Annotated in this window: 1 protein-coding gene and 1 pseudogene; both read right to left on the bottom strand. The window is 69.5% G+C overall.

Annotation, left to right across the window (positions count from 1 at the left end):
- Positions 1 to 137: 137 nt before the first annotated feature.
- Positions 138 to 917 (bottom strand): IS21-like element helper ATPase IstB, encoded by a 780-nt coding sequence (gene istB / locus IWX89_RS18285; RefSeq protein ID WP_307836628.1) that lies wholly within the window; start codon positions 915 to 917, stop codon positions 138 to 140.
- Positions 914 to 1,605 (bottom strand): annotated as a pseudogene (locus tag IWX89_RS18280) (IS21 family transposase); the annotation flags it as partial. The gene istB and the pseudogene IWX89_RS18280, both read right to left, overlap by 4 nt.

Here is a 1,605-nt window from a genome sequence, read left to right as displayed (position 1 = left end):
TGTCAATGGCCAATCCGATCTGCCCACTGGCGGCCAGTAGAAATGCCCGCTGGTGGCCATGAAAACTGCCCACTCATGGCCAACAGATCTGCCCACCTGGGGTGTGGTGGCGTTGGCCATGCGTGGTCGTGCTCGGTTTAGGTCATTTTGGTGACGCCTTTCCCTGCGAGGGCCTGGGTGAGCCGGATCGACTCGCCCGAGGTCTGACAGACGTGAGCGTGGTGGAGTAGGCGGTCGACGGTCGCGGTCGCGAGGGTTTTGGGCATGAGGGCGTCGAAGCCGGCCGGGTGCAGGTTCGACGAGACCGCGATGGAACGTTTTTCATAGGCGGCGTCGACGAGGCGATAGAGGCCCTCGGCCGCGTCGGCTCCCACGTCGAGCAGGCCGATGTCGTCAACCACGATCAAATCGGCGCGGAGGATCCGGGCGACGACGCGGCTGACGGAGTCGTCGGAGCGGTGGGCGCGGACGAGGGCGCCGAGGTCCTCGAGTCGGAACCATGCGACTCGCATCCCGGCTTCCACGATCTGTTGGCCGAGGGCTTCGAGGAAGAAGGTCTTCCCAGTGCCGCTCGGCCCGCAAACGACGACGTTCTCCTTCCGGCCGATCCATTCCAGGGTCCTCAGGGCGTGCTGCGTCGGAACCGGGATCGAGGACGCGTCCTCGTCCCAGGTGTCGAAGGTCTTCCCGGTCGGGAAACCGGCGGCCTTCCTCCGGGTGGCGAGCATGGACCGGGACCGGCCGGCGACTTCCTCAACGAACAGTGCCTTGATGACCTCGACTGGTTCCCAGCGTTGGGCGCGGGCCGTCGCGACCAGCTCGGGCGCCAGGGCGCGGGCGTAGGGCATCTTCAGCTGCCGCATCAACGCTTCCAGGTCTGCCGGCAGGGCGGGCGCGGCCGTGGCGGTGACGCTCACGCGATCTCCTCCAGATCGTCGGCGGAGACGTCGAACACCGGTGTGATGGGCCGGCCGATGGCGGCCCACCCCGCGGTGCCCTGCGCGAGCGACTGCCCCTCGTCTGCCCGGTGGGTCAGGGTTCGGGAGCTGTTCGAGCCGAGGAGCGAGGCGAGGTCGCCGGTCGCGAACCGGCCGTAGGTGGCCGCCTCGCCCAGGGCCTCGTCGACGGCGGTGATCCCGCTGATCTTGGCCAGTGCGACCGCGTCGGCCATCTTCACGCTCATCCGGGTCGTGCCCGCCGCCGCGGCCTCGAGCAACCACGCCTTCGCGCCCGCGCCGATGCGGAGGAACTCTGCCTCCGCGGCGCTGCGCGCCTTGACCGCATAGTCGCCCGGGACTCTCTCGCGGTGGTCGGGGAAGTGCGCGTCGTCAATGGCCGGGCTGCCCGGCCGGGCCCGCGGGTGCCGGGCGACCTCGACGGGACCGTCGGAGCCGTGGTGGACGACGATGACCTGCTCGCCCTCGCCGACACCGTGGCTGCGGACGAAGACCCGCGCGCCGAGCAGATGCGCCGGAACCGAGTACTGGCCGTTCTCGAACGTGACCATCGGGGTGTTGTCCGGGACGGACCGAGAGAGACCGAACGAGACCGTGTGGGCGGTGTCCGGGATCCGGTGCAGCCGCGGCCGCTCCTCCTCGAGCATCA

The sequence above is a fragment of the Cryobacterium sp. MP_M3 genome, assembly GCF_015752155.1.
Taxonomy (GTDB): domain Bacteria; phylum Actinomycetota; class Actinomycetes; order Actinomycetales; family Microbacteriaceae; genus Cryobacterium.
Note: the sequence above shows the minus strand (reverse complement) of the source record. Positions and strands in the feature narration are given on the sequence as shown.